The organism is Pseudomonas sp. NMI760_13, from assembly GCF_021283245.1.
GTDB lineage: Bacteria > Pseudomonadota > Gammaproteobacteria > Pseudomonadales > Pseudomonadaceae > Aquipseudomonas > Aquipseudomonas peradeniyensis.
Window position 1 is genome coordinate 62,669 of record NZ_JAJSRC010000008.1, and the last position, 21,082, is coordinate 83,750.

16 protein-coding genes are annotated in these 21,082 nt (G+C 65.2%); 15 read left to right on the forward strand and 1 reads right to left on the reverse strand.

What is annotated here, in order from left to right:
* Positions 1 to 47 precede the first annotated feature (47 nt).
* From yaaA to LU671_RS11025, 15 genes are all read left to right on the forward strand, one after another.
* Positions 48 to 827, forward strand: a complete 780-nt coding sequence (gene yaaA / locus LU671_RS10955) for a peroxide stress protein YaaA (protein ID WP_232855681.1) — start codon at positions 48 to 50, stop codon at positions 825 to 827.
* Positions 828 to 1,686: 859 nt separating this feature from the next.
* Positions 1,687 to 3,003 carry a nucleotide sugar dehydrogenase gene (locus tag LU671_RS10960; protein ID WP_050704345.1) on the forward strand — a complete coding sequence of 439 codons (1,317 nt, stop codon included), beginning with the start codon at positions 1,687 to 1,689 and terminating at the stop codon, positions 3,001 to 3,003.
* 71 nt (positions 3,004 to 3,074) lie between these two features.
* Entirely contained in the window at positions 3,075 to 4,556 is a 1,482-nt protein-coding gene (locus LU671_RS10965; protein WP_203650674.1) for a glycosyltransferase family 2 protein, read from the forward strand.
* A 34-nt stretch (positions 4,557 to 4,590) separates the two neighbouring features.
* Positions 4,591 to 5,757, forward strand: coding sequence for an alginate biosynthesis protein Alg44 (locus LU671_RS10970; protein ID WP_232855682.1), 1,167 nt, complete (start codon positions 4,591 to 4,593; stop codon positions 5,755 to 5,757).
* Positions 5,758 to 5,769: 12 nt separating this feature from the next.
* A complete protein-coding gene (algK, locus tag LU671_RS10975; protein WP_232855683.1) occupies positions 5,770 to 7,305 on the forward strand; it encodes an alginate biosynthesis TPR repeat lipoprotein AlgK in 1,536 nt (511 codons plus the stop codon).
* Positions 7,302 to 8,780 carry an alginate export family protein gene (locus LU671_RS10980; RefSeq protein WP_203650671.1) on the forward strand — a complete coding sequence of 493 codons (1,479 nt, stop codon included), beginning with the start codon at positions 7,302 to 7,304 and terminating at the stop codon, positions 8,778 to 8,780. The genes algK and LU671_RS10980 overlap by 4 nt, the downstream gene beginning before the upstream one ends.
* Before the next feature lie 19 nt (positions 8,781 to 8,799).
* Positions 8,800 to 10,356: a mannuronan 5-epimerase AlgG gene (gene algG / locus LU671_RS10985; RefSeq protein WP_186712910.1), complete on the forward strand. Its 1,557-nt coding sequence runs from the start codon at positions 8,800 to 8,802 to the stop codon at positions 10,354 to 10,356.
* Between the two features lie 13 nt (positions 10,357 to 10,369).
* Positions 10,370 to 11,815 (forward strand): alginate O-acetyltransferase, encoded by a 1,446-nt coding sequence (locus LU671_RS10990; protein ID WP_203650669.1) that lies wholly within the window; start codon positions 10,370 to 10,372, stop codon positions 11,813 to 11,815.
* A 7-nt stretch (positions 11,816 to 11,822) separates the two neighbouring features.
* Positions 11,823 to 12,926, forward strand: coding sequence for a mannuronate-specific alginate lyase (locus LU671_RS10995; RefSeq protein ID WP_232855684.1), 1,104 nt, complete (start codon positions 11,823 to 11,825; stop codon positions 12,924 to 12,926).
* A 214-nt stretch (positions 12,927 to 13,140) separates the two neighbouring features.
* Positions 13,141 to 14,598 (forward strand): MBOAT family O-acyltransferase, encoded by a 1,458-nt coding sequence (locus LU671_RS11000; protein WP_232855685.1) that lies wholly within the window; start codon positions 13,141 to 13,143, stop codon positions 14,596 to 14,598.
* 10 nt (positions 14,599 to 14,608) lie between these two features.
* Positions 14,609 to 15,760, forward strand: coding sequence for an alginate O-acetyltransferase (locus tag LU671_RS11005; RefSeq protein WP_203650650.1), 1,152 nt, complete (start codon positions 14,609 to 14,611; stop codon positions 15,758 to 15,760).
* Positions 15,761 to 15,780: 20 nt separating this feature from the next.
* Complete coding sequence (locus tag LU671_RS11010) at positions 15,781 to 16,428, forward strand: alginate O-acetyltransferase AlgF (protein ID WP_203650648.1); 648 nt, start codon at positions 15,781 to 15,783, stop codon at positions 16,426 to 16,428.
* Between the two features lie 34 nt (positions 16,429 to 16,462).
* Positions 16,463 to 17,917, forward strand: coding sequence for a mannose-1-phosphate guanylyltransferase/mannose-6-phosphate isomerase (locus tag LU671_RS11015; RefSeq protein ID WP_203650646.1), 1,455 nt, complete (start codon positions 16,463 to 16,465; stop codon positions 17,915 to 17,917).
* A 166-nt stretch (positions 17,918 to 18,083) separates the two neighbouring features.
* A complete protein-coding gene (locus tag LU671_RS11020) occupies positions 18,084 to 18,548 on the forward strand; it encodes a multidrug transporter (protein WP_232855686.1) in 465 nt (154 codons plus the stop codon).
* Between the two features lie 134 nt (positions 18,549 to 18,682).
* Positions 18,683 to 19,495, forward strand: a complete 813-nt coding sequence (locus LU671_RS11025; protein ID WP_232855687.1) for an SDR family oxidoreductase — start codon at positions 18,683 to 18,685, stop codon at positions 19,493 to 19,495.
* A 75-nt stretch (positions 19,496 to 19,570) separates the two neighbouring features.
* On the opposite strand, the gene LU671_RS11030 is transcribed toward LU671_RS11025, so the two are convergent.
* Positions 19,571 to 20,965 carry an efflux transporter outer membrane subunit gene (locus LU671_RS11030; protein WP_232855759.1) on the reverse strand — a complete coding sequence of 465 codons (1,395 nt, stop codon included), beginning with the start codon at positions 20,963 to 20,965 and terminating at the stop codon, positions 19,571 to 19,573.
* Positions 20,966 to 21,082 lie beyond the last annotated feature (117 nt).

Here is a 21,082-nt window from a genome sequence, read left to right on the forward strand (position 1 = left end):
GCCAGCGGCCCCGTAGAATTCGCCCGACGATTCCAGGAGCCGACCCGATGCTGACGGTGATTTCCCCCGCCAAGACCCTCGACTACGACACCCCGCCGGTAACCCAGCGCCACACACTGCCCCAGTACCTGGACGACTCCCAGGAACTGATCGTGCAACTGCGCGAACTGGCGCCGGCGCAGATCGCCGAGCTGATGCACCTCTCCGACAAGCTCGCCGGCCTCAACGCCGCCCGCTTCGGCAGCTGGACCCCGGATTTCACCCCGGCCAACGCCAAGCAGGCGCTGCTGGCGTTCAAGGGCGACGTGTACACCGGGCTCGACGCCGAGAGCCTGGGCGAGGACGACTTCAGCTACGCCCAGGACCACCTGCGCATGCTCTCGGGCCTGTACGGCCTGCTGCGCCCGCTGGACCTGATGCAACCCTACCGCCTGGAAATGGGCACCAAGCTGGCCAATGCCCGCGGCAAGGACCTGTACGCCTTCTGGGACACGCGCATCAGCGAATGGCTGAACCAGGCCCTGGCCGACCAGGGTGACGACGTGCTGCTGAACCTGGCCAGCAACGAATACTTCAGCGCGGTGAAGAAGAGCGCGCTGAAGGCCCGGGTGATCAATGTCGACTTCAAGGACCTGAAGAACGGCCAGTACAAGATCATCAGCTTCTACGCCAAGAAGGCCCGCGGGATGATGAGCCGCTTTGTGATCCAGGAGCGGATCAGCGACCCGGAGCAGCTCAAGCGCTTTGATGTGCAGGGTTACTACTACAGCGCCGAGCAGTCGAAGCCGGATCATCTGGTGTTCCTGCGCGATCACGCTGAGGGCTGATGGCCCCGGGGGCGCTTTGCGCCCCTTTCGCGGCACAAGGCCGCTCCTACAGGGACCGCGCTGTTCTCTGTAGGAGCGGCCTTGTGCCGCGAAAGGGCTGCGAAGCAGCCCCATCCCACCCTTGCCCTGCAACGGGGCACGCTTTCACCCTCGAATTCGCCAAATAACAGACGCCAAAAAACCAACCACCCTATCCTTATTGCAAAACGCCATAAGACCGTTCGTAGTTTTTTGACGAAAATTGAAAAAAATTTTCGCATGCTGGCCTAAAACCATCCCCCTGCGATTTCGCCCTTTATATACGGGGACGAAACTGCCGCGTGCTATCAGATTGAAAGTATTTCCCTCTGAAAAAATATTTAGAAATCTTTCATCGTGACGAAACCGCCCCCGGAACTTCTGCCAAGGGAGATGGCTCATAGCACCCGTAACGAGTTTCAAGCGCCCGGCGTGAGAGATGACTTACAGATGACAAAGGGCCGCCATTCTCAGCCGGCCCGAAAACTTCAACGGCGGTACAGGAAGTGCCAAAAGCCATGATCCATGCAGGAGACAAGCGCCCCTAAAATTCGTCCTAGTGGTTGATTTCAAAGGATTTATCCACTTGAAAAAACAAGCACAGCACTTCACCAACGGTGAATTGCAATAAAGACGGCTGCATTTCAGGGCACGCCTTTTTAATACTGGCCTTTGACTGCCAACTTTGAGTGCATAACTTTTTGCGCTCCGGATTTATTCATGCCTGCGTTCGGTGAAGTGTCAATTCGCCATGGATCCGTGCGCCCGAAAACTGCTGGTCAATCAACCCGGTCGGCTCTTCGCTGAAGGGCTGGCGTGATAAACACACGAGGTGAATGCGATGCGTATCAGCATCTTTGGTTTGGGTTATGTGGGTGCAGTCTGTGCAGGTTGCCTGTCGGCACGAGGCCACGAAGTGATTGGTGTGGACGTGTCCAGCACCAAGATCGACCTGATCAACAAGGGCAAGTCGCCCATCGTCGAACCGGGCCTGGAAGAGCTGCTGCAGCAAGGCATCGCCAATGGCCGTCTGCGCGGCACCACCGACTTCGCCGAGGCCATCCGCGCCAGCGACGTGTCGATGATCTGCGTCGGCACGCCGAGCAAGAAGAACGGCGACCTGGGCCTGGAGTACATCGAGTCGGTGTGCCGCGAGATCGGCTACGTGCTGCGCGACAAGGCCAGCCGTCACACCGTGGTGGTGCGCAGCACCGTGCTGCCGGGCACCGTGAAGAACGTGGTCATTCCGATTCTGGAAGACTGCTCGGGCAAGAAGGCCGGCGTCGACTTCGGCGTCGCGGTCAACCCTGAGTTCCTGCGCGAAAGCACCGCGATCAAGGACTATGACCAGCCACCGATGACCGTCATCGGCGAACTGGACAGCGCCAGCGGCGACGTGCTGCAGGCCCTGTACGAAGAGCTCGACGCGCCGATCATCCGCAAGCCGGTCGAAGTGGCCGAGATGATCAAGTACACCTGCAACGTCTGGCACGCGACCAAGGTCACCTTCGCCAACGAGATCGGCAACATCGCCAAGGCCGTCGGCGTCGATGGTCGCGAGGTGATGGACGTGGTCTGCCAGGACAAGGCGCTGAACCTGTCGCAGTACTACATGCGCCCGGGCTTCGCCTTCGGTGGCTCGTGCCTGCCCAAGGACGTGCGCGCCCTCACCTACCGCGCCGCCAGCCTCGACGTGCGCGCGCCGCTGCTCGACTCGCTGATGCGCAGCAACGAATCCCAGGTGCAGAACGCCTTCGACATCATCGAGAGCCACGACAAGCGCAAGGTCGCCCTGCTCGGCCTTTCGTTCAAGGCCGGCACCGACGACCTGCGCGAAAGCCCGCTGGTGGAGCTGGCCGAACGCCTGATCGGCAAGGGCTACCAGCTCGACATCTACGACCAGAACGTCGAGTACGCCCGTGTCCACGGCGCCAACAAGGACTACATCGAGTCGAAGATCCCCCACGTCTCCTCCTTGCTCAACGCCAACTTCGAGCAGGTGGTGGACAACGCCGAGATCATCATCCTGGGCAACCGTGACGAGCAGTTCCGCGCCCTGGCCCAGCAGGCACCGGAAGGCAAGCAGGTGATCGACCTGGTCGGCTTCATGAGCAAGCCGACCTGCGCCACCAGCCGCACCGAAGGTATCTGCTGGTAAACCCGGCCGGGCGGCGCGTCCCTCCCCAGCGCGCCGCCCGCCCTCCCCCGAATTCTCGACGGATGCCGAACATGCAAAGGTTCCAGACCATGCTGCTGCAATGCGCCGGCTGGCTGCTCTACATGAGCCTGCTCATGCTGATCGCCCTGGCCCTGCCCAGCGATATCTTCGACTCGCAGTCGAAGCACTTCATCTTCCTGGTCGGTGCCGTCGGCATCTGGCGCTACTCCATGGGCGCCACCCATTTCATCCGCGGCATGATCTTCCTGTACATCGTCTACCCCTACCTGCGCCGCAAGGTGCAGAAACTCGGCAAGGACGCCGACCCGTCGCACGTGTACCTGATGGTCACCAGCTTTCGCATCGAGGCACTGACAACCGCCCAGGTGTACAGCTCGGTAATCCGCGAGGCGATCGACTGCGGCTTCCCCACCACCGTGGTCTGCTCGCTGGTGGAGAAGTCCGACGAGTTGCTGGTGAAAAGCCTGTGGGCCAAGTACAACCCGCCGTCCCACGTGACCCTCGACATCGTGCGTATCGCCGGCACCGGCAAGCGTGACGGCCTGGCCTATGGTTTCCGCGCCATCTCGCGGATGCTGCCGGATGAAAACGCCGTGGTGGCGGTGATCGACGGCGACACCGTGCTGGCCGAGGGCGTGGTGCGCAAGACCGTGCCATGGTTCCGCCTGTACCCCAACGTCGGTGGCCTGACCACCAACGAGTTCTGCGAAGTGCGCGGCGGCTACATCATGAGCGAGTGGCACAAGCTGCGCTTCGCCCAGCGCCACATCAACATGTGCTCCATGGCCCTGTCCAAGCGCGTGCTGACCATGACCGGGCGCATGTCGATGTTCCGCGCAAGCGTAGTGACCAACCCCGAGTTCATCGCCGACGTCGAAAGCGACTCGCTGATGCACTGGCGCCTGGGCCGCTTCAAGTTCCTCACCGGCGACGACAAGTCCAGCTGGTTCAGCCTGATGCGCCTGGGCTACGACACCTTCTACGTGCCCGATGCCGCGATCAACACGGTCGAGCACCCGCCAGAGAAGAGCTTCGTCAAGGCCAGCCGCAAGCTGATGTACCGCTGGTACGGCAACAACCTGCGGCAGAACTCCCGCGCCCTGGGCCTGGGTCTCAAGCGCCTGGGGCTGTTCACCAGCATCGTGCTGCTCGACCAGCGCGTGTCGATGTGGACCAGCCTGCTGGGCCTGACCGTGGCGGTGATCGCCAGCTTCAAGTTCGGCCTGCAGTTCCTGCTGGTGTACCTGCTGTGGATCGGCATCACCCGCCTGATCCTCACCATCATGCTGCTGTGCTCGGGTCACAACGTCGGCCCGGCCTACCCGCTGATCCTCTATTACAACCAGATCGTCGGCGCGGTGATGAAGATCTACGTGTTCTTCCGCCTCGACAGGCAGTCCTGGACCCGCCAGCCCACTGCCCTCAAACGCGACCTCGCAAGTTTTCAACAATGGTTCAACACCTGGTCCTCGCGGACCATGACCTTCTCGGCCGCGAGCATCTTCGTCGCCGTGCTGTTCATGGTCGTGTGAGCCCCCGGATCGGACAACAGGAACGAATATCGCCATGAATACCGCCGTGAACGTCAATGTCGTGCATGAATCCGAAGCGCAGCGCCAGCACGCCCGGGTGCGCATCCCCGCCAAGCTGCGCTACCTGGACGGCAACCGCGAAGCGCACGAGGTGAAGGTTGACGACCTGTCCGCCGGGGGCCTGTCCTTCCACGCCAAGAAGCCTCTGCCTGAAGGCGAAGTGCTGCGCGGTCGCCTGCAGTTCGTGGTCGACAACCTCGGCCTGTCGATGGACGTCGAACTGCTGGTGCGCACCAGCAGCCGCGAGACCGCCCGCACCGGCGCCGAGTTCCAGAACCTCGAGCCGCGCGACATCGCCACCCTGCGCCACATCATCACCAGCCACCTGTCCGGCGAGCTGATCAGCGTCGGCGACGTGCTCAGTACCCTGCAGCGCGACAACTTCACCAAGGCGCGCAAGCACAAGGACGGAGGCTCGGGCCTTTCCGCCTTTGGCCGCCTGCGCGCGGTCACCGTGACCGCCGGGGTGTTCGTGGTCGGCCTGGTGGCCTTCGGCTTCGTCGCCAAGTCGCTGTACGGCCTGTACTTCGTCAGCCATGCCGAGGCCGGCGTGGTCGCGGTGCCCACCACCAACGTCACCATGCCCCGCGACGGCAGTCTGCAGAGCCTGGTGGAAAGCGGCGCGAGCGTGGCCAAGGGCGCACCGCTGGCGACCTTCAACACCAGCATGCTCGACCTGCTCAAGGGCCACCTGGACGACTCGCAGCTGGAGCCGGCCAAGGTCGAGGAGCTGTTCGGCAAGCAGCTCTCCGGCACCCTCACCAGCCCGTGCGACTGCGTGGTCTCGCGTCAGCTGGTGGATGACGGCCAGTACGCCAGCAAGGGCCAGCCGGTGTTCGCGCTGATCCCGCGCACCAGCGTCCCGACCATCGAGGCGCGCTTCAGCTATCGCCAGTTCGACGAAGTGAAGCCGGGTACCCGGGTCAACTTCCAGATCGCCGGCGAGGACGAAGTGCGCACCGGGCGGATCACCGGCAGCTCGAGCCTGGACACCGACAACCTGGCCTCCGACATCCGCGTGCAGATCAAGCCCGACGGCGGCCTGCCGGCCGAGCTCGCCGGGCGCCCGGCCGCGGTCAACAGTGATCGTGGTCCGTCGCTGAACTGGCTGATCGACAAGGCCGTGGCTCGTGGGTTGTAAGAGGATCGGACGATGAAACCTTTGAATGGTTTTTCTCCTGCTGGAGTGGCGTCGCCTGGATCGCGGCACAAGGCCGCTCCTACAGGGACCGCGCCGCACCCTGTAGGAGCGGGCTTGCCCCGCGATCGGGTGCGCAGCGCCCGCCCATTGGCATGGTGCGCCCTGGCCGCCGCCATCACCCTGGCCGGCTGCGCCGGCCTGCCCGACCAGCGCCTGGCCAATGAAGCGCTCAAGCGCGGCGACACCGCCACCGCCGAGCGCAACTACAAGGCCCTGGCCGACCTCGGCTACAGCGATGCCCAGGTAGGCCTGGCCGATATCCAGGTCGCCACCCGCGACCCGGCGAAACTCAAGGAGGCCGAAGCCACCTACCGCGCCGCCGCCGCCACCTCGCCCCGTGCCCAGGCGCGTCTCGGCCGCCTGCTGGTGGCCAAGCCCGACAGCACCCAGGCCGAACGCGAGGAGGCCGAAACCCTGCTCAAGCACGCCGCACAACAGGGCGAAAGCAACACCCTGATCCCGCTGGCGATGCTCTACCTGCAGTACCCGCAGAGCTTCCCCAAGGTCAACGCCCAGCAGCAGATCGACCAGTGGCGCGCCGCCGGCAACCCCGAGGCGGGCCTTGCCCAGGTCCTGCTGTACCGCACCCAGGGCACCTACGACCAGCACCTGGGCGATGTGGAGAAGATCTGCAAGGCGGCACTGACCAGCACCGACATCTGCTACGTCGAGCTGGCCACCGTCTACCAGAAACGCGCCCAGCCCGACCAGCAGGCCGCCCTGCTCGAACAACTGAAAGCCGCCCATGCCCGTGGCGCCGTGCCGGCCACCCGGGTCGACAGCGTCGCCCGGGTGCTGGCCGACCGCAGCCTCGGCCAGACCGACGAGAAGACCGCCAAGGACCTGCTCGAGCACATCGCCCCGGCCAACCCGGCCTCGTGGGTGAGCCTGGCGCAACTGCTCTACGACTTCCCCGAGCTGGGCGACACCGACCAGTTGATGGCCTACATCGACAAGGGCCGCGAGGCCGAGCAACCCCGCGCCGAACTGCTGCTGGGCCGCCTCTACTACGAAGGCAAGACCGTGCCCGCCGACGCGCAGAAGGCCCAGGAGCACCTGCAGGCCGCCGCCGACGCCGGCGAGGTCAGCGCCGACTACTACCTCGGCCAGCTCTACCGCCGTGGCTACCTGGGCCAGGTCGAGCCGCAGAAAGCCGTGGACCACCTGCTCGCCGCCGCCCGCGGCGGCCAGAACAGCGCCGACTACGCCCTGGCCCAGCTGTTCAGCGAAGGCCACGGCATCCGCCCGGCACCGACCAATGCCTGGGTGTTCGCCCAGCTGTCCCAGGTCAATCCGACCCCGCAGTCGACCGAACTGCTGCAACAGCTCGACCAGCAGCTCACGCCCGACCAGCGCAACCAGGCGCAGAACCTGCTGGCACAGGAGAAGCAGGCGCGCGGCAGCATGACCCAGGGCGCCAACAGCACCCTGGCCATCGAAGCGCTGCAGGACGAGAAAGACGACGTAGACGCCGAGGATTCGCTATGACGCTCAACCCCTTCGTGAAAGCCGGCATCGGCCTGGGCTTCGCCCTGCTGTGGTCGATGCCGACCCTGGCGGCGGAAACCGCGCAGAAGAACTTCGGCCTCGACGTGAAGATCACCGGCCAGTCCGAGGACGACCGCGACCTGGGCACCCGCTCCGGCGGCGACGTCAACGGCCTGGGCCTGGACCTGCGACCCTGGGTGTACGGTGAGCGCGGCCACTGGAGCGCCTTCGCCATGGGCCAGGCGGTGGCCGCCACCGACATCATCGAGACCGACACTCTGCGCCAGAACGACGACGGCACCACCAGCGACAACGGCGACGACAGCCGCAAGCCGGACAAGAGCTACCTGGCCATGCGCGAGTTCTGGATCGGCTACAGCGGCCTGACCCCCTACCCCGGCGAGCAGCTGCGCTTCGGCCGCCAGCGCCTGCGCAGCGACGACGGCATGTGGCGCGACACCAACATCGAGGCGCTGAACTGGACCTTCGACACCACCCTGCTCAAGGCCGACCTGGGCGTGGCCCAGCGCTTCAGCGAATACCGCACCGACCTCACCGAGCTGGCCCCGGAGGACAAGGACCGCACCCACGTCTATGGCAACGTCGCCACGCAGTGGACACCCGGCCACTGGGTCGGCCTGCGCGCCCACCACACTCATGACGGCGGCAGCCTGAAAAGCCCAGGCGAAACCGTCGACGCCCTCGACAAGACTCGCACGGGCGATCTCACCTGGCTGGGCCTGGAGGCCAACAGCGATGCCTACAACTGGCGCAACGACCACACCGTCAACTACTGGGGCAGCGTCACCTGGCTGACCGGCGATCGCGACACCCTCAGCAGCCAGGCGGTGGGCAACGACCAGGTCGCCACCGGCAAGCAGAGCGGCGACGTCAACGCCTGGGCCACCGACCTCGGCATCCGCCTGCGCCTGGACCCGCAATGGCAGGTCGGCGCGGCCTATGCCCGGGGCAGCGGCGGTGGCGGCAGCGACGGTTCGAACAACTTCGAGCAGACCGGCCTTGAGAGCAACCGCTCCAACTTCACCGGCACCCGCTCGCGGGTGCACCGCTTCGGCGAAGCGTTCCGCGGCGAGCTGGGCAACCTGCAGGCCGCCACCCTGTTCGCCTCCTGGCAGCTGCGCGACGACTACGACGCCAGCTTCATCTACCACAAGTTCTGGCGCGTCGACGGCAAGCAGAACATCGGCTCCAGTGGCATCAACGCGGTGGTCGACGACGGCGGCATCAACCGTCCGCTGGTGCAGGGTGAGAAAGACCTCGGCCAGGAGATGGACGTGGTCGTCACCAAGTACTTCAAGCAAGGCCTGCTGCCGGCCTCGATCAGCCAGTCGATCGACGAGCCGTCGGCCCTGGTGCGCCTGCGCGCCGGCGTGTTCAAGCCGGGCGACGCCTATGGCAAAGAGGCCGACTCGTACATGCACCGCGCCTTCGTCGACGTGATCTGGCGCTACTGAGGCCGGGAGAGGATTTGACATGAACCTGCACCCGAACCTTCGCCACAGCCTGCTGGCCAGCGCCCTGCTGCTGGCCGCAGGCCTGGCCCAGGCCGCCGAGCCGGAAATGGCCAAGGGGCTGCAACAGGCCAAGACCTACACCGTTGCCAGTGCGCCGATCGAGCCACTGCTGATGGACCCGCCCAAGCTGCCCGACCTCTCCGGCTACACCGCCGAAGCCGTGCAGAAGAAGATCGACCGCCGCCACAAGGGCAAGGTCAGCGTGCGCCGCATGCTCCAGGAGGACACCCTCAAGGAGTTCATCGGCGGCGACAATAAGGGCGCCGAGTGGGTGCGGCGCCAGCACGGCATTCCCCAGGCGATCTTCGTCGATGACGGGCATGTCGACCTGGTGGAACTGAGCAAAAAGGTGCCCGACCAGTACCTGCGCGAGACCGCGCCGGGGGTCTACCTCGCCCGCCTGCCGATCGTGGTCGGGCGCAAGGGCGTGCTGGAGATCGACGGCAAGGTCAAGGAGCTGCGCCTGTCCGAAGAGGCCGGCTCGTTCATCGTCAACGACGGCAAGCTGTTCGTCAGCGATACCCGGGTGACCGGCTGGCGCGAGCAGGCCAACGGCCCGGCAACCTTCCGCAAGCCCGATGAATTCCGCCCGTTCCTGCTCAGCTGGGGCGGCACCGAGACCTATATCGTCAACAGCAAGATGGCCAGCTTCGGCTACGCCAAGTCCAAGTCGTACGGCGTGAGCATCTCGCAGTACACGCCGAACATGGCCAAGCAGATGGGCCGCCCGGAACCCACCGGCTGGATCATCGGCTCCGAGTTCAGCGACATGTGGTACGGCTTCTACTGCTACGAGACCCAGGACTTCGTGATCAAGGACTCGACCTACCGCGACAACATCGTCTACGGCATCGACCCCCACGACCGTTCGCACCGCCTGATCATCGCCGGCAACACCGTGTACGGCACCAAGAAGAAGCACGGGATCATCGTTTCGCGCGAGGTCAACGACAGCTGGATCATCAACAACAAGAGCTACGACAACAAGCTCTCGGGCGTGGTGATCGACCGCAACAGCGTCAACAACCTGATCGCCTACAACGAGATCTACCGCAACCATACCGACGGCATCACCCTGTACGAGAGCGGCGACAACCTGATCTGGGGCAACAAGCTGATCAACAACCGCCGCCACGGCATCCGCGTGCGCAACAGCGTGAACATCCGCCTGTACGAGAACGTCGCCATGGCCAACGGTCTGGTGGGCGTGTACGGACACATCAAGGACCTCTCCGACACCGACCGCGACATCGCCCTCGACCCGTTCGACACCAAGGTGTCGCTGATCGTGGTCGGCGGCGAGCTGGCGGCCAACGGCTCCGGCCCGCTGTCGATCGATTCGCCCCTGTCGGTGGAGCTGTACAAGGTGTCGATGCTGATGCCGCGCAAGGCCAACGGCATCAGCTTCAACGGCGTGCTCGGCGAGCGCCAGGACGAAATCCTCGACCTGCTGGTGCGCCAGCAGAAGGCCGTGCTGATCGACCCGGTCGAACGCCAGACCGAAATGATCGACTAAGGAAGCCCAGACCATGACTCCACACCTGATGAAACTGCTGGGCCTGTCCGCCGCCCTCCTGGCCATCAGCCAGGGCGTGCGCGCCGACGAGGTCAAGGCGCCGACCTTCAGCGCCGAGCCCTGCTGCCAGCTGTGCCCCGAAGCCCACGACGCCAGCCGCTACACCACGCGCTACCAGCAGAACTTCACCACTCTGGTGCAGGCCCAGGGCGACTGGCTGTTCCGTACCCGCGAAGACCTGCGCACCGAATTCGACACCACCCCGGGCGGCTACAAGCGCCTGCAGCAGGTGCACGACGCGTTCAAGAAGCGCGGCGTCGAGCTGGTGGTGGTGTACCAGCCGACTCGCGGCCTGGTGAACCGCAACATGCTCAACCCCGAGGAAAAGGCCGCCTTCGATTACCAGAAGGCACTGCGCAACTACCAGGCCATGCTCCAGCGCTTCGCCAAGATGGGCTACAACGTGCCCGACCTGTCGCCGCTGACCAACGAGCAATTGGCCGCGGCCGACCAGGGCAAGGACTTCTACTTCCGCGGCGACCAGCACTGGACGCCCTACGGCGCCGAGCGCGCGGCGAAAATCGTCGCCGACACCGTGCACCAGATGCCGGCCTTCGAAGGCATCCCGCGCAAGGAATTCGAGACCAGGAAGTCCGGACGCATGGGCAAGACCGGCACCCTGCACAACGTCGCCGGCCAGCTGTGCGGCACCAGCTACGCGGTGCAGTACATGGACCAGTTCGCCACCGAGCCCAAGGGCGGCGCCAGCGGCGGCGACGACCTGTTCGGTGATTCGGGCAACGCGCAGATCACCTTGGTGGGCACCAGCCACAGCGGCAAGAACTACAACTTCTCGGGCTTCCTCGAGCAGTACATTGGCGCCGATGTGCTCAACGTCGCCTTCCCCGGGGGCGGTCTGGAAGGTTCGATGATCCAGTACCTGGGCAGCGAGGAGTTCCAGAACAACCCGCCGAAGATCCTGGTCTGGGAGTTCTCCCCGCTCTACCGCCTGGACCAGGAAACCATCTGGCGGCAGATCCTCGGCCTGCTCGACGACGGCTGCGACGACCGTCCCGCGCAGATGAGCGCCAGCGCCACCCTCAAGCCCGGCAAGAACGAGCTGATGGTCAACGGCAAGAATGGCGTGATCAAGGACCTGGTCAACCGCAACCACCAGCTCGACATCAAGTTCGAGGACACCTCGGTGAAAGTGCTGCAGGCCACTCTGTGGTACCTCAACGGCCGCCACGAGGACATCAAGATCGAGAAGCCCGAGACCTCCGACACCGATGGACGCTTCGTCTTCCAGATGCGCGAGGACGAAGACTGGGCAGGCCAGAACCTGCTCGCCCTGGAGGTCCAGGGGCCGGAAAGCGGCACGCAGAAAGTCGAAGCCAAACTCTGCAAACGCAACAACTTCGCCAGCCCCGCGCAGCACACCGCGCAGGCCGGCCAGTGAGGCAAGCATGACTTCCATCCACCGCAAGACCGCACCCGCTTTGCTCGCCCTCGCCCTGTTCGGCGGTGCGGCGCAGGCCGCGCTGGTACCGCCCCAGGGTTACTACGAGGGCATCGAGAAACTCAAGACCGGCGACGGCAATTTCCGCTGTGAGGCCGCACCCAAGCCCTATACCGGCGCGCTGGTGTTCCGCAGCAAGTACGAAGGCTCGGACAAGGCCCGGGCGACGCTCAATGCCGCCTCGGAAAAAGCCTTTCGCAAATCCACCGAGGACATCACCACCCTCGAGAAGGGCGTGAGCAAGATGGTCGGCCAGTACATGCGCGATGGCCGCCCGGCGCAACTGGACTGCGCACTGACCTGGCTCGACACCTGGGCGCGCGCCGATGCGCTGATGTCCACCGATTACAACCACACCGGCAAGTCCATGCGCAAATGGGCGCTGGGCAGCATGAGCGGGTCGTGGCTGCGCCTGAAGTTCTCCAACTCGCAGCCACTGGCGGCGCACCGGGCCGAGGCCGAGCAGATCGAGAAATGGTTCGTGCGCCTGGCCCGGCAGACCGTGCGTGACTGGAGCGACCTGCCGCTGGAGAAGATCAACAACCACAGCTACTGGGCGGCCTGGTCGGTGATGGCCACCGCGGTGGCCACCGACCGCCAGGACCTCTTCGACTGGGCGGTGAAGGAATACAAGGTCGGCGCCAACCAGGTCGATGAGCAGGGCTTTTTGCCCAACGAGCTCAAGCGCCGCCAGCGTGCCCTGGCCTACCACAACTACGCCCTGCCGCCGCTGGCGATGATCGCCAGCTTCGCCCAGGCCAACGGCGTGGACCTGCGCAAGGAAAACAACTTCGCCCTGCAACGCCTCGGCGAAGGCGTGCTGGCCGGTGCCCGCGATCCTGTTCATTTCAACACCCGCGCCGGCGTGAAGCAGGACCTGAAGGATTTGAAGATCGACAGCAAGTACGCCTGGCTCGAGCCGTGGTGCGCACTGTACCAGTGCGTCGGCGACACCCTCGAGCGCAAGCATGACATGCAGCCGTTCAACAGCTTCAGGCTGGGTGGGGATGTGACGCGGGTCTATGACCCGGGCGCAGAGAGCAAGAAATAGGTGTCGCCTGTATTGGGGCCGCTTCGCGGCCCATCGCGACACAAGGCCGCTCCTACAGGGACGGCGCTGATCCTGTAGGAGCGGCCTTGTGTCGCGAAACGAGGGCGAAGCCCTCGCCAGCAATGGTTTAGGCAACAAAGGTTTCCCCTGCATTTTCGCGGGGGGTTTGGGGGGCGCTGTGCCCCGGATGCTGTGAACAACAAGGAGAACCGGGATGGTCTTCTCGTCCAACGTGTTCCTGTTCCTGTTCCTGCCGGTTTTCCTCGGCTTGTACTACGTGAGCGGGAACCGCTATCGCAACCTGCTGCTGCTGGTTGCCAGCTACATCTTCTACGCCTGGTGGCGGGTGGACTTCCTCGCCCTGTTCGCCGGGGTCACCCTGTGGAACTACTGGATCGGCCTGAAGGTCGGCGCCGCCGGCGTGCGCACCAAGCCCGCGCAGCGCTGGCTGCTGCTCGGCGTGGGTGTCGACCTGTGCATCCTCGGCTACTTCAAGTACGCCAACTTCGGCGTCGACAGCCTCAACGCGATCATGACCTCGATGGGGCTGGAGCCGTTCATCCTCACCCACGTGCTGCTGCCGATCGGCATCTCGTTCTACATCTTCGAGTCGATCAGCTACATCATCGACGTGTACCGCGGCGACACCCCGGCCACCCGCAACCTGATCGACTTCGCCGCCTTCGTGGCGATCTTCCCGCACCTGATCGCCGGCCCCGTGCTGCGCTTCAAGGACCTGGTCGACCAGTTCAACAACCGCACCCACACCCTGGACAAGTTCTCCGAAGGCTGCACCCGCTTCATGCAGGGCTTCATCAAGAAAGTGTTCATCGCCGACACCCTGGCGGTGGTCGCCGATCACTGCTTCGCCCTGGAGAACCCCACCACCGGTGACGCCTGGCTCGGCGCCCTGGCCTACACCGCGCAGCTGTACTTCGACTTCTCCGGCTACAGCGACATGGCCATCGGCCTGGGCCTGATGATGGGCTTTCGCTTCATGGAGAACTTCAAGCAGCCCTACATCAGCCAGTCGATCACCGAGTTCTGGCGGCGCTGGCACATCAGCCTGTCGACCTGGCTGCGCGACTACCTGTACATCACCCTGGGCGGCAACCGCAAAGGCACCTTCAACACCTACCGCAACCTGTTCCTGACCATGCTGCTGGGCGGGCTGTGGCACGGCGCCAACTTCACCTACATCATCTGGGGCGCCTGGCACGGCATGTGGCTGGCGATCGAGCGGGCGTTGGGCCTGGACACCAACCCGCAGCGTTTCAACCCGGTGAAATGGGCCTTCACGTTCCTGCTGGTGGTGGTCGGCTGGGTGATCTTCCGCGCCGAGAACCTGCACGTGGCGGCACGCATGTACGGCGCCATGTTCAGCTTCGGCGACTGGCAGCTGTCGGAGCTCAACCGCGCCAACCTCACCGGCCTGCAGGTGGCCACGCTGATCGTCGCCTACCTGACCCTGGCGTTCTTCGGCCTGCGCGACTTCTACCGCAACGCAACGCCAGCACCCAAGGCCACCCCGGTGCAGGTCAACGCCGACGGCTCGGTAGGCCTGGACTGGACGCGGATCATGACCCGCGCCCTGGTCCTGCTGCTGTTCACCGCCTCGGTGCTCAAGCTCTCGGCGCAGAGCTACTCACCGTTCCTCTACTTCCAGTTCTGAGGCCCCGATCATGAACCGGACACTTCGCATCACCTATTCGCTGTCGTTCATGGGCCTGCTGGTCGGCCTGGGCGTGGCCTCGCTCGGCGGGCTGGAAAGCTTCAACCGCACAGGGCAGATGACCTTGCTCGACGGCAAGCTGGCCAAGGCCGCCGAGACCCACTACGACGAGCAGTTCCCGATCAAGCGTCTGGGCACCAACCTGTGGGCCGCGCTGGACTTCAAGCTGTTCAACGAAGGCCGTCCCGGCGTGGTGCTGGGCCGCGACCAGTGGCTGTTCAGCGACGAGGAGTTCAAGCCCACCGCCGGCGCCGAGCAGCTGATGCAGGACAACCTGGCGTTGGTGCGCGGCATCCGCGACGCCCTGCAACGCCACGGCAGCCAGCTGGTGCTGGCGATCGTGCCGGCCAAGGCGCGCCTGTACGCCGAGTACATCGGCAAGGAGACGCCGGCCAGCCTGCACGACGAGCTGTTCAACCGCTTCCACGCCCAGGCGCGCCAGGCCAATGTGTTCGCCCCCGACCTGCTGGCGCCGCTGGAGCAGGCCAAGGCCCGCGGCCAGGTGTTCCTGCGTACCGACACTCACTGGACGCCGATGGGCGCCGAGGTGGTCGCGCAGTCCATCGCCGAGGCAGTCAGCCGCCAGAACCTGCTCGACAGCGAACCCCAGGCGTTCATCACCGAGGCCGGCGCCACCGCGCCGTACAAGGGCGACCTGACCAACTTCCTGCCGCTGGACCCGCTGTTCAGCAACCTGTTGCCGTCCCCGGACAACCTGCAGCAGCGCAAGACTCACCCGGTGCAGGCCGAAGGCGATGACGCGCTGTTCGCCGACAACCGGATCCCGGTGGCGCTGGTGGGCACCAGCTACAGCGCCAACCCGCACTGGAACTTCCTCGGCGCCCTGCAGCAGGCGTTGCGCAGCGACGTCGCCAATTACGCCGAGGACGGCCATGGCCCGCTGCTGCCGATGCTCAAGTACCTGCAAAGCGACGCTTTCAAGAACGCCCCGCCACAGGTCGTGGTGTGGGAATTCCCCGAACGGTATCTGCCAATGAAGAACGACCTCAGCGCTTTCGATCCGCAGTGGATCGCGCAGCTGAAGAACTCCCGTCAATCCGAAGAAAACCTGGCCCTGTCGTCCAATCGGACGGACCACTGAAGATAGAGAGGAATACGCACATGACCACCAAGACTTCCATTGCCAAAGCCCTCACCCTCGCCGCCGGCCTGTCCCTGGCCTCGCTGCAGGCCTTCGCCGGCGCCGATGCCGCCCTCTATGGCCCAAGCGCGCCGAAGGGCTCGACCTTCGTGCGCCTGTACAACGCCGCCGGCAGCCCCGCCGCCGCGTCGGTCGGCAACACCCAGATCAAGCAGGTCGGCGCCCAGGCCAGCAGCGACTTCAGCTTCCTGCCCGGCGGTGACTACACCGCCCAGGTAGGCGGCAAGAGCGTCCCGGTGAAACTCGCCGCCGACAAGTACTACACCCTGGTCAACAGCGCCAGCGGCAACCCTCAGCTGATCGAGGAACCGCCGTTCAAGAACAAGCAGAAGGCCCTGGTGCGGGTACAGAACCTCAGCGACCAGTCGCTGACCCTGAAGACCGCCGATGGCAAGACCGAAGTGGTCAGCCCCGTGGCCGCCAAGGGCCGTGGCGAGCGCGAGATCAATCCGGTCAAGGTCAACCTGGCCCTGTATCAAGGCGACAAGAAAGTCGGCGACGTCAAACCCGTCGCCCTGGCGCGCGGCGAAGCCGCCGTGCTGTACGTCACCGGCAGCGGCAGCAGCCTGTCGCCGGTGTGGGTCACCCGTCCCGTAGCCACCAACTGATTCCTGCCCCTTACGACCTTATTGGAGAAACATCATGATCCCGGTAATTCTTTCTGGCGGTAGCGGTTCGCGTCTGTGGCCTCTGTCGCGCAAGCAGTTCCCCAAGCAGTTCCTGGCCCTGACCGGCGAGCACACCTTGTTCCAGCAGACCATCCAGCGCCTGGTGTTCGATGGCATGGACACCCCCATCGTGGTCTGCAACAAGGATCACAAGTTCATCGTCCAGGAGCAGCTGAACGCGCTGAAGCTGGAAACCCAGGCCATCCTCATGGAGCCGTTCGGCCGCAACACCGCGCCGGCGGTGGCCATGACCGCGATGAAGCTGGTCAACGAAGGCCGTGACGAGCTGATGCTGGTACTGCCGGCCGACCACGTGATCGAGGACCAGAAGGCCCTGCAGCGCGCCCTGGCCCTGGCCACCGTGGCCGCCGAGCGCGGCGAGATGGTGCTGTTCGGCGTGCCGGCGACCAAGCCCGAGACCGGCTACGGCTACATCCGCTCGAGCCAGGACGCGCTGCTGCCCGAAGGCGTGGCGCGGGTCGCGCAGTTCGTCGAGAAACCCGACGAGAAGCGCGCCAACGAGTTCGTCCGCGCCGGCGGCTACTTCTGGAACAGCGGCATGTTCCTGTTCCGCGCCAGCCGCTTCCTCGAAGAGCTGAAAAAGCACGACCCGGACATCTACGACACCTGCCTGCTGGCCCTGGAACGCAGCCAGGAGGACGCCGATGCGCTGAGCATCGACGAAGCCACCTTCGCCTGCTGCCCGGACAACTCCATCGACTACGCGGTGATGGAAAAGACCCAGCGCGCCTGCGTGGTACCGCTGTCGGCCGGCTGGAGCGACGTCGGCTGCTGGTCGTCGCTGTGGGACGTGCACGAGAAGGACGCCGACGGCAACGTCACCAAGGGCGACGTGGTGGTGCAGGACAGCCGCAACTGCATGATCCACGGCAACGGCAAGCTGGTGTCGGTGATTGGCCTTGAGAACATCGTGGTGGTCGAGACCAAGGACGCCATGATGATCGCCCACAAGGACAAGGTTCAGGGGGTCAAGCAGCTGGTCAACACCCTCGACGCCCAGGGCCGCACGGAAACCCAGAACCACCTGGAGGTGTACCGCCCGTGGGGCTCGTACGATTCGGTGGACATGGGCGGGCGCTTCCAGGTCAAGCACATCACCGTCAAGCCCGGCGCCAGCCTGTCGCTGCAGATGCACCACCACCGCGCCGAGCACTGGATCGTGGTGTCCGGCACCGCCGAGGTGACCTGCGACGAGAACGTGTTCCTGCTCACCGAGAACCAGTCCACCTATATCCCCATCGCCTCGGTGCACCGCCTGCGCAACCCGGGCAAGATCCCGCTGGAGATCATCGAGGTGCAGTCCGGGAGCTACCTGGGCGAGGATGATATCGAGCGCTTCGAGGATGTGTATGGGCGGACTTCGACGCCGGTGGAACGTGGGGTTTCGGTGAAGACCATCGCGCAGTAAAACGTTGGAACCGCTTCGCGGCACAAGGCCGCTCCTACAGGAGGTTGCGTTCCCTCTGTAGGAGCGGCCTTGTGCCGCGAAAGGAGGGCAAAGCCCTCCCGCTTTTGAGCCAATACCCATTTCCCGCTACGATGATCGAACCCCCGCCACCAAGGCCTGCCCCACCATGATCATCGGCGCCCTGCTCGTCCTCACCTGGCTGGTCCTGCTGCTGCGCTACCCGGCCAAGGCCCTGCCGATTTCCATGGCCGCCGTTTGTGGCCTGGGGCTGGTGGCGCTCTACGTGGTCTGGCAGGACACCCGCGAAGCCTCGCAACTGGCCCGCCTCGATATCCGCCTGGCCTACGCCCCCGAGCAGTGCCCCGCCGACCGCGCCCTGCAGGTGCGCATGAAGAACGGCAACAAGGTCCCGCTCGGCGAACTGCGCTGGCGCGTCGGCGCCTATGCGCCTGGCGATACCGTGAACCTGGCCGAGAACACCTACGCCGCCCCGCGCTATCGTGGCCCCGGCGAATTGCAGCCGGGCGCCGAATGGAGCGATTGCCTGCCATTGCCGCCACTGCGCTCGGGCTATCGGCCACAAACCCTGGAGTTTCGTGCCGAGCATCTGCAAGGTACATTCGCCAATTGATTCGTTGCCCGATCTGGCCTCTTCACGGGTAAACCCGCTTCCACAGGGTTGTGGTGATCCCTGTGGGAGCGGGTTTACCCGCGAAGAGGTCGGCACAGACGACCCACTCCATCTATCGATCACAGGCCCTTTACATGCCCACCGTCCTGATCACCGGTTGTTCCAGCGGCATCGGCCGCGCCCTGGCCGACGCCTTCCGCGATGCCGGCCATGAAGTCTGGGCCACCGCCCGCAAGGCACAGGATGTCGAACAACTGGCCGCTGCCGGCTTCAATGCCCGGCAACTGGACGTGAACGACGCCGAAGCCCTCGCCCGCCTGGCCGAGGAGCTGCAAAGCCTCGACATCCTGATCAACAACGCCGGCTACGGCGCCATGGGCCCGCTGCTCGACGGCGGCGTCGCAGCCATGCGCCAGCAGTTCGAAACCAACGTCTTCGCCCTGATCGGCGTGACCCAGGCACTGTTCCCGCTGCTGCGCCGTTCCCGGGGGCTGGTGGTGAACATCGGCAGTGTGTCGGGTGTGCTGGTGACGCCCTTCGCCGGTGCCTATTGTGCGTCCAAGGCCGCCGTGCACGGGCTGAGCGATGCCCTGCGCCTGGAGCTGGCGCCTTTCGGAATCAGGGTCATGGAGGTGCAGCCGGGCGCGATCGCCTCGCAGTTCGCCAGCAATGCGCAGCAGCAGGCCGAGCAGGTGCTGGCGAGCGGTTCGCCGTGGTGGCCGTTGCGCGAACAGGTACAGGCGCGGGCGCGAGCGTCGCAGGACCGGCCGACGTCGGCGGCGGTGTTCGCCCAGAGGTTGCTGGCGGCGACGCGCAAATCGCCTGTGCCTGCACTGGTGCGTATCGGCAATGGCAGCACGGCCCTGCCGTTGATGGCCCGGCTGTTGCCACAGCGCCTGCTGGATTGGGTATTGCGCAAGCGCTTCGGATTGTTGCGACCGCTCTGACGTCGTCGCGGGGCAAGCCCGCTCCCACGGGGGCTCCCAGGTATGCGTGGAAGCGGGCTTGCCCCGCGATGCTGCTCAGACCTGGTCGAACGCCTGCCAGCCACCGCCCAGCGCCTTGTACAGCCCCACCAGCGCCTGCGACACCGCCGCCGAGCTGTCGATCCACTGCTCCTCGCTGGCCAGCAACGCCGACTGCACCGTCAGCACGTTGAGAAAGTCCACCGCCCCTTCCACATACTGGCGCTGCGCGGTCTCCAGGGCGATGCGGTTCTGCCGCACCGCCTCGGCCAGGTGATCGCGACGCAACTGGCTGGCGTTGTACAGGCGCAGCACATCGTCGATCTCATGCCAGGCGCCGAGCACCACCTTGCGGTAGTTCAGCGCCGCTTCCTGCTGCTGGGCCTCGCGCAGCTCCAGCTGGCCCTTGAGCCGTCCGCCCTCGAAGATCGGCAACGACAACTGCGGCCCGAAGGCGAAGCGGCGCGAATCCCAGGCGCCGAAATCGGACAGTTGCATGGCCTGGAAACCGACACTTCCGGACAGGCGGATGCTCGGATAGAAATCGGCCTTGGCCACGCCGATGCTGGCGGTGGCCGCATGCAACCGGGCCTCGGCCTGGCGGATATCCGGACGGCGCTCGGCCAGCTCCGACGGCACGCCGATGGCAAAGCGCTGCTGCGGCGCGGGCAATTCGCCGCCCTGCAGCAGCTGGGACTGCAAGCTGCGCGGCGGTTCGGCGGCAAGCAGGCTAAGGGCATTGATCAGGTCGTCGCGGCGGGCCTCCAAGGTCGGCAGGCGCGCCTCGATCGACGCCACCTGGGCGCTGGCCTGGGCGACGTCGAGCCGGGTGGCGACACCTTCGGCCTGGCGGCCTTCGGACAGCTTCAGGCTGTGCCGGGCAACCTTGAGGTTGTCCTGGGTGATGTCCAGGGTGTGCTGCACGGCGCGCAGCTGGATGTAGTTGCCGGCGGTCTCCGACAGCAGCGCCAGCAGCACGCCACGGCGATCGTTCTCGGCGACCGCCACGGTCGCATCGGCGGCCTCGACTTGACGGCGCACACGCCCCCACAGGTCCAGTTCCCAACCGGCGACCAGATCGCCTTGCCACAAGTTATACGCCGACTTGCCGGCCTTGCCGGAGGGGTCGTTCAATCCTTCGGCGCTGTTACGCGCCCGGCTGTAGCCTGCGTTTGCATCCACCGAAGGCATCTCGTCGGCCGCCACGGTGCTACGCAAGGCGCGGCTTTGCAGCAGGCGGGCGCTGGCCATCTGCAGGTCGAGATTGCGTTCGGCGACCTGCTGGATCAACGCGCTCAGCTGGGCGTCGTGAAAGCTGTCCCACCAGCGCAGTTCCAGCGGTTCAGCTACCGGCTGGCTGGCCGCTGCCTCACTTTGCAACGAGGCCCAATCCCGAGGCGCTTCGCTGGACGGGCTCTGGAAATCCGGTCCGAGGGTGCAGCCGGCCAGCATCGCGGCCAGCAGCAAGGGGGCCGCTGCGCGCCCCTTTCGCGGCGCAAGACCGCTCCTACAAAGGATCGCGGTCGCCTGTAGGAGCGGCCTTGTGCCGCGAAAGGGCTGCGCAGCAGC